The organism is Subtercola sp. RTI3 (assembly GCF_035018625.1).
GTDB classification, from domain to species: domain Bacteria; phylum Actinomycetota; class Actinomycetes; order Actinomycetales; family Microbacteriaceae; genus Subtercola; species Subtercola vilae.
Genome location: NZ_JASJXO010000085.1, coordinates 1 through 7,759, shown reverse-complemented (window position 1 = coordinate 7,759; position 7,759 = coordinate 1). Strand labels below are relative to the sequence as shown.

General features: G+C 63.3%; 4 protein-coding genes and 1 tRNA gene. 4 read left to right on the top strand and 1 reads right to left on the bottom strand.

What is annotated here, in order from left to right; all coding sequences use genetic code 11:
- The first annotated feature begins 222 nt into the window (after nt 1-222).
- The 4 genes from QN358_RS18230 (at nt 223) to QN358_RS18215 (ending at nt 7,314) form a co-directional block, all read left to right on the top strand.
- Entirely contained in the window at nt 223-2,691 is a 2,469-nt protein-coding gene (locus QN358_RS18230; RefSeq protein ID WP_323513198.1) for a LamG-like jellyroll fold domain-containing protein, read from the top strand.
- 168 nt (nt 2,692-2,859) lie between these two features.
- On the top strand, nt 2,860-4,125 hold the full coding sequence (locus QN358_RS18225) for an EfeM/EfeO family lipoprotein (RefSeq protein ID WP_323513197.1): 1,266 nt from the start codon (nt 2,860-2,862) through the stop codon (nt 4,123-4,125).
- On the top strand, nt 4,122-5,378 hold the full coding sequence (gene efeB / locus QN358_RS18220) for an iron uptake transporter deferrochelatase/peroxidase subunit (protein ID WP_323513196.1): 1,257 nt from the start codon (nt 4,122-4,124) through the stop codon (nt 5,376-5,378). The genes QN358_RS18225 and efeB overlap by 4 nt, the downstream gene beginning before the upstream one ends.
- A 61-nt stretch (nt 5,379-5,439) precedes the next feature.
- Nucleotides 5,440-7,314 (top strand): phospholipase C, encoded by a 1,875-nt coding sequence (locus QN358_RS18215; protein ID WP_136642099.1) that lies wholly within the window; start codon nt 5,440-5,442, stop codon nt 7,312-7,314.
- Nucleotides 7,315-7,548: 234 nt separating this feature from the next.
- Here QN358_RS18215 and QN358_RS18210 read toward each other — a convergent pair.
- Nucleotides 7,549-7,639 (bottom strand) — tRNA-Ser (locus QN358_RS18210).
- Nucleotides 7,640-7,759: the final 120 nt, after the last annotated feature.

Here is a 7,759-nt window from a genome sequence, read left to right as displayed (position 1 = left end):
AGATGTGTATAAGAGACAGGCCCCACCTCTTCATTTGTTCGGCCTGCGTCACCCTGTGAGTACTCTCAGCGTGATTCATGTGATCGCATCGGATCGAATGCCTGACATCGACGTCGCGCCCTGTTCACTCGAGTGAAACCCTGCGGTTTTGTTGGGCTGTCAAGGTTCTACTGCTCTTGATTGAGAGTTACCTGATAGTCGACACAACCCGCAAGGAAAACCGTGCCCTCCACAGCCCTTCATCCGCTTTTTCGAAAGCGATTCATTCGCGCGAGTGCTGCACTCGCCGTAGCAACGGTCAGCCTGTCACTACTGGCGGCCGCTCCCGCGGCAGAGGCCGCACCAACAGCCGACCTCGGTTCGCGATTCACCCTCGCCGTACTGCCCGACACCCAGTTCTACTCTCGGTACTCCGCAGACCAGTTTCAACCCCGATACGGAAAAGACCCCTTCCAGGCCCAGACGGAATGGCTCGCTCACAACCGCGATGCCCTCAACATTCCGTTCGTGGCGGGTCTCGGCGACATTGTCGACCAATCGTGGAAAGAGAATGAGTGGGTTGCTGCTGACGACGCAGTCAAAACTCTCGACGATGCCGCTCTGCCGTATTCCACGGCGCCGGGCAACCATGACGTACGCGATTCGAACGATGATCTCGACGACACGTCGTACGACCTGAGCCAAGAGCCCTTTCTGAAGTGGTTCGGGCCTGGCCGCGCAAAGAACGTCTCCACCTACAAAGGTGCCGACCCGACTGGTATGAGCCAATACCACGTCTTCGAGGCAGAGGGCCAGAAGTACATGGTGCTTGCCTTGAGCTGGCGTGTGTCAGACGCGACGATCGCATGGGCCGATTCGGTGATCAAAGCGAACCCCACCGTGCCGGTCATCCTGACCACCCACCAGGTCATCGACATCGATTCTGACGCCATCTCGCCGAAGGAGACCCAGTACGGTCTCGAGCTGTGGGACAAGCTGATCAAGACCAATGACCAGATCTTTCTGACCGTCAACGGGCACTTCCACGGAGAATCCCATCTCACGAAGACGAACGATTTCGGCCACTCCGTGACTCAGATCGTCATCGACTACCAAATGGCCTATGAAGGCGGCGATGGCTACCTCGGCCTCTTCGAATTCGACCTGAGCAACAAAGCCATCACCGTTCAGACGGCATCTCCCTGGGTCATCTGGAAGCCGCAAGACACACTCACGAGCTACGACCAGCCGTTGCTCGAAGGCGTGAACCAGCAGTTCACGGTGCCGATGGATTTCGCGGCACGCTTCTCCACCTTCAATCCAGCTTTCACCGTTGGCGCGCCCACTCACCCGTCGCTGTCGCAGAAGGCACGTGACATCGTGCTGGCCGGTTTCGTCGGGCCCGATCCGGTTTCGACACAAGCGCCGGGCAACACCAACGACTACGTCGACGTTGCAGGCACGCTCGCGCACTGGCGTTTCACGGGCACCTCAGGCGTAGTGAAAGAGGGCCAAACCGTTACCGATGTCGCGGCCGGCAATGACCTCACCCGCGCGAGCATTGCCGCATCCGGAGCGACGAACGCCGAGGTGGGCGATGTCACCATTGGTTCAGACCACGCCTACCTCTCGTCAGACGATTCGAGCGTGTGTTTCGCAAATGCCGATCGGAACAACTCCCGGTACAGCTACCTCACGTCGGCGAGCGGCGCCCCGGTCAACAACGCGTCATTCGACAACGGGTACACGATCGAGTCATTCCTGAAGATCGACGCGTCATGGACCTCGAGCACCAACCAATGGATGATGGCGCTGATCCGCGCGGGCAACCGCAATGAAATGCCCGGCGTGCCCTACGACCGCTGGGGCAATGGCGGGCCCGTCGTGCTCGGCCTGTCGAACCTCAAAGAGTTTCAGTGGAGCGTTATCCCCAACGAGCCCGGCCTCGGCGACAGGGTCAACTGGTCAGGCGAGATTCAACTCGACACCTGGATGCACGTCGCTATCGTCAACGATCCCACTGCTCGAACCACCACCATGTACGTGAATGGTGCGCCCGTGCTCCGAAATGCGACCGACACCGTCGGCCAGAGCTTCGTGCCGGATGCCCCGTGGCTGATGGGCGCGGGAATGGACAACAACAACCCCGGGGCCGGCTGGAACGGCTGCATCGGCGAGACTCGCATCGTCGATCACGTCATTGATCAGACCCAGTGGCTGACGGCTCGCGCCGACCTCACGGGCCTCACCGTCACCGACGCCCCGCAGGGCTCGCTTCCGGCAACCACCCGGCTGACGACATTCTCAGGCGCAGGTCACCCTGGTGCCGAGGTACGCATGTCGGGGAGTATCGGCGGCAGCACGGTCGTCGACACGGCCGGAAAGTGGTCGATCGTTCTGCCACAGGCGCTGGCAGCCGGGGCCTACGAAGCATCGGTTGTGCAGGCACTGGGAACGCGTGAATCCGAGCCGGTCGCCTTCGACTTCGGCATCGAAGGCGCGCCTGGTGCGACAACACCACGCCCGAGCGCCACCGACTCAGCAGCGACGATTCCGATCGGCGGCGCAGACGGCACGACTGCCCTCGCGAACACCGGTCTCGAACTGTCAGGTGTAGCCACTCTGGCGGGGCTGTTGCTGGCGCTGCTCGGTGCGCTCGTGGTCATTCTGAACCGCCGCCGCCGAGCTGCAACCAACTCCGGGAATCTGTGAGTTCTCAGAGACTCGCCGCTCACATCTGACGCCCTGTCGACGCCCATATGAACGGGCAATGAAGTTAAGAGGCACTAACTACTTGTCGAACTGGCTGCGCTCTAGCATCGGTGCGGAGTACCCGGCATCGCGGGCTCACTTCGCAGAGCCAGTTCGGGGCGTGTTTTGGTGGCAGGGCAGACAGATCAAGGGGAGTCGGGCGATGCCGCCGTGGCGAGTTCGCTCGCACGGCGGCGTTCGCTCCGACTGATCTCGGCCGCCGTCCTGGTGCTGATCGTCGGCGCCATCGTCGTCGTGGCTTTCGTCGCTGCGCCTGGCCCGACCAAAGGGGTCGCTGCGGCAGGCCCGACTGTTTCGGTGTCGACCGATACCTGCGGCAGCGGCTGGAGCGGGCATGATGCCGGCCAGCAGTCGTTCACCCTGCAGAACACCACCGTCGCGGGCGTAGAAACGTACCTTCAGGATCCGGTTTCACGAGCGACGTATCTAGATGTGGAAGGTCTCGGCACAACCGCCAGCGTCGACGTCAACCTCGTGTTGAATGCCGGCGAATACCAGTTCGTCTGCCTCCCGGCCGACGCAGATCCGGTGCTCGGCCCGGTCTTCTCGCTGGGCCCAGACCCCGAAGGGCGAACGCTCTTCGCCAATGCCACCCCCGGCATCGTGCCGGTGACCCGTAACGACATGATTCCGATCGCCAAGCAGTACGGCGCCTGGATAACCGCCCAACTGCCTGCGCTGCTCGTCGACACGCAGCTTCTGCAGTCAGACATCGTCGCCCGAAACCTGACCGCAGCCCGGAGCGACTGGCTCACCGCGCATCTGGCGTACGAGCAGCTCGGTGCCGCGTACGGCGCGTTCGGCGACCTCGATAGCGCCATCAATGGAATGCCGGCGTCGGGCTCGACGGCTCTTACCGACCCTGGCCTCACGGGGTTTCACCGCATCGAAGCACTGCTCTACTCCACTGCAGCCGCCACCGACATCACAGGGCCCGCCGGCCAGCTCGTCGCCTACGTCAGCGATCTGCAAACAGCGTTCGCGTCGGCACGCATCGACCCACTCGATGTCGGGCTGCGGGCGCATGAGATTCTCGAGAACGCTCTGCAGTTCGAGCTGTCAGGGCGCACCGACGCGCACAGCGGCACCGAACTGGCCACCGTCTCCGCCAATCTCACGGGAACGAACGCCGCACTGGCTCCGCTTCGGCCGTTGCTTGCCACACGGTACCCGCCAGCCGCCCTGGCCGACACCGATGCGGCACTCAGCGCCGCCGAAACCCTTGTCACTTCTTATCGGCATGCTGACGGCACCTGGACGCCTCTCAGCGCTCTCTCGCAGACCGAGCGGGAACGCATCAACTCCGCCATCGGCAATGCCGTCGAACTCCTCGCCCCCGTCGCTGCCATCTGCGACATCCGAAGGGAATCATGAAACACACTGACGGTTCGGCGCACGTGGGCCGTAGAGGCTTTCTGCACGGCCTTGTCGGGGCAGGCCTGGCCGTTCCGTTGACGGTGGGCGCGGGGCTCGGAACATCGACCGCCCTCGCCGACACCGGTTCTTCGCCGAATCAGGATGCCCCCACGTACCCCTTCGAGGGGGAACATCAGCAGGGCATCCTGACCCCGCCCCAGAAGCACGCGAGCTTCGTCGCCTTCGATGTCACCGCGACGACGCGCTCGGAGTTGCAGTCCCTCTTCACGGTACTCACAGACCGCACCCGTTTTCTCACCGCGGGTGGCACCCCCGTCGACCCCGGGCTCACCGCACCGCCGACGGACTCGGGCGTGTTGGGGCCGGATGTTCCCGCCGAGAACCTGACGATCACTCTCTCTGTCGGATCATCGCTCTTCGACGACCGTTTCGGCCTCGCGGGTCTCAAACCGGCCCGCCTCCGTGTGATGGACGACTTCGCCAATGACGCGCTCGATCGCGCTGTCTGTGACGGCGACCTGCTGCTGCATCTCTGCGCCGACAACGAAGACACTCTCATTCATGCGTTGCGCGATCTCATGAAAGAGACCCGCGGCAGCATGCAAGTGCGGTGGCGAAGCGACGGATTCACCTCACCCTCCCGCCCGACCGGCACACCGCGAAACCTGCTGGGGTTCAAAGACGGCACGGCGAACCCACCCGTGGGCGACACACCGAGCATGGCAGGCCTGGTGTGGACCCAGGGCGGTGTCGGCGACGAGCCAGCCTGGGTGACGGGTGGCAGCTACCACGTGGTGCGCCTGATCCGCATGCTCGTCGAGTTCTGGGACAGAGTGTCGTTGCACGAGCAAGAGAACATGATCGGCCGGCGTCGCGCGACAGGCGCGCCCCTCACGGGTACTGCTGAGTTCGATGTGCCGGCGTACGATCTCGATCCCACCGGCGACGTCATCCAGCTGGATGCGCACATCCGGCTGGCGAACCCCCGCACCGCCGCTGCCGCGAACCAGCAGATGCTGCGAAGGCCGTACAACTACAACTCGGGGCTCGATTCGAACGGCAACCTCAACATGGGGTTGATCTTCTCGTGCTTCAACCAAGACCTCGACCGTCAATTCGTGGCCGTGCAGAAGCGGCTGGCCGACGAACCGCTGGTCGACTACATCTCCCCCTTCGGCGGCGGATACTTCTTCGCGCTACCCGGCGTCACCGGCGCGACCGACTATTTCGGTCGCGCACTGTTGGCCTGACCCTGCTTTGTTCATTTCGCTTCTCACGTTCCGCGCAAATCAAACGAAAGAGGTCCCACCCATGTTTCGTCTCACACAGAACCGGGCGGTCAGGGTTGCAGTACCCACGCTCGCGTTAGCCGGCATGCTGGGAGCGGCCCTGCTGGCCTCTCCCGCTGTCGCCAACACGGGCGATGCGTCGTCAGACACCACCACGCCGATCAAACACGTTGTGGTGATCTTCGACGAGAACATCTCGTTCGATCACTACTTCGGCACCTATCCGAAGGCGGCGAACACCGATGGAACCAGCTTCACAGCTGCGGCCGGCACCCCCACGCCGAACAACCTGGTGTCGTCGAACACGCTGACCGGCAATCCCAATCTGTATGACCCGAGCCGGCTCAGCCCGGCCCAGGCCATCACCTGCGACCAGAACCACGGTTACAGCGCTGAGCAAGCGGCCGAGAACAACGGTGCGATGAACATGTTCGTGCAGAAGACGTCGACCGACACCTGCACGGGCCAGACCACCAGCCCCGGGCTCGCGATGGACTACTACGACGGCAACACGACAACCGCCCTGTGGAACTACGCCCAGAACTACTCGATGAGCGACAACTACTGGGACACCACGTTCGGCCCCTCAACCCCAGGCGCCCTCAACCTGGTCTCGGGCCAGACGCACGGCGCTGTGGCCAAGAATTCGGTCACCGGTGCGACTCTGACCAGCAGTACCGCGGTCATCTCCCCAGACGCGAACGGCGTGGGTACCGTCATCGGCGATCCCGACCCGGCGTACGACGACTGCTCAGACAACAACCACACTTCGACCTCTGCCACCGTGGCGATGCAGGGCACGAACATCGGCGACCTTCTGAACACCAAGAACGTGACCTGGGGATGGTTTCAAGGCGGCTTCGCCCCCACCACCGCGTGGAGCGGAACCAGCGGCACCTATGCGACCTGCTCAGCGACGACGACCAACGTCGGCGGTACAGCTGTACGCGACTACTCACCGCACCACTCTCCGTTCGAGTACTACGCCTCGACCTCGAACCCGCATCACCTCGCTCCTACGTCAGACGCGATGATCGGGCACACTGACCAGGCCAACCACAACTACGACCTCTCGAACTTCAGCACTGCGCTCAGCCAGAACAACCTCCCGGCCGTGTCGTTTCTGAAGGCCCCCGAGGCACAGGACGGGCACGCTTCCTACTCCGACCCGATCGACGAACAGAAGTTCCTCGTCAACCAGATCAACGCCATCCAGAGCTCGCCCGAGTGGTCAAGCACGGCGATCGTCGTCACCTACGACGACTCTGACGGGTGGTACGACCACGTTGCACCGACCATCCTGAACGGTTCAACCGACTCGAGCACCGACAAAGCGACCTGCACGACTTCGACTGCCCCCGTTGCCGGCGGCTACCAAGACCGCTGCGGCCCGAGCCAGCGCCTGCCGCTCGTTGTCATCTCGCCCTACTCCAAGCAGAATGCCATCGACAGCACGGCCACCGAGCAGACCAGTGTCACGAAATTCATCGAAGACAACTGGTCGACCGGGCGCATCGGCGACTCCTCGTTCGACGACCGCGCCGGTAAGCTCACCGGCCTGTTCGACTTCGCAAACCCGCAACAGCGCGCCGTGCTGCTGGCGGCCGACGGTTCGGTCTCGTCGATCGTTCCCGTCGCGGTAGGTTCGCAGCCGACTTCGACAGCCACCCCGTCGAGCTCAGCCCCTCCCGCGTCGGCGGCCCCCACATCGGCGGCAACGACGACGGCATCCGGGCCGAACTCAGGCGCACTGGCCAACACCGGCCTCGAAGTCACCGGCTGGGTCTCACTCATGGTCGTGCTCATCGGCGCAGGCGTGACCCTGCTGATGGTTCGCCGACGCCGACACAGTGCTGGCGGCACTGATCGACCACGATCAGGCGACACCCCGAAGTAGCGCACCTCGGTGTGCCGCTCAGCGACAGTGGATGAGGCCGTGTGACGCCTCGCTGCAGTCGGTGAAATGGTGTGAGGGCCCCCGGGCGAAAGTGGAGTTGCTCAGACGACCGCTTACGACCCGGAGGGCCCTCACGTCAACCGCGACGCGCATGCGCGTGGGCGAGTCAGACCACTCGCTTGCGCAACGCGAGCGCCGTTCGTGAAACGACGGTCTGACGAGGATTTTTTCTTGCGGAGCCGGTGGGATTTGAACCCACGGAGGAGTATAAACCCCTCTCCACCTTAGCAGGGTGGTGCACTAGGCCGAACTATGCGACAGCTCCTAGGTTGTTGCCTCAGTAATCATAGCCGATCCGCCGGGGCCCGTGGATGCACAGCGAAAGGGCCCCGACGGTTTTCGTCGGGGCCCTTCAGCTGTGGTGCGAGGGTGGTGCGTGGTGCGG

Excerpts from the sequence above, each read along its gene's own strand:
- efeB (WP_323513196.1), top strand. The coding sequence starts at position 4,122 with ATGAAACACACTGACGGTTCGGCGCACGTGGGCCGTAGAGGCTTTCTG.
- QN358_RS18215 (WP_136642099.1), top strand. The coding sequence starts at position 5,440 with ATGTTTCGTCTCACACAGAACCGGGCGGTCAGGGTTGCAGTACCCACG.